Below are 274 nucleotides of genomic sequence, written 5' to 3'. Positions count from 1 at the left end.
AGCTGGTATCGCACATGATCGGCATGAAAAATTGGCGCCAAGTGCTTATTTTTACTCGCACCAAACAAATGGCCGACCAACTGGCTAAAGAAATGTGTAAAGACGGTTTAAAAACCGAGTCAATCCATGGTGATAAATCACAAGGCGCACGCGACCGCGCACTACAAAACTTTAAAGAAGGCATTACCCGTGTATTAGTTGCTACCGATGTAGCCGCACGTGGCTTAGATATTCCAACACTTAGATTTGTAATTAACTTTGAACTGCCATACAT

Annotated in this window: 1 protein-coding gene; it reads left to right on the top strand. The window is 43.1% G+C overall.

The genetic code is table 11. The annotated features are described in order from the left end of the window. Nucleotides 1-14 precede the first annotated feature (14 nt). A partial coding sequence (locus tag AAEY83_RS14875) for a helicase-related protein (protein ID WP_351060100.1) occupies nt 15-274 on the top strand: 260 nt, incomplete at its 3' end.

The organism is Psychrobacter sp. TB20-MNA-CIBAN-0197 (assembly GCF_040309765.1).
Classification (GTDB): Bacteria; Pseudomonadota; Gammaproteobacteria; order Pseudomonadales; family Moraxellaceae; genus Psychrobacter; species Psychrobacter submarinus.
This window is presented reverse-complemented; position numbering and strand designations above follow the sequence as displayed.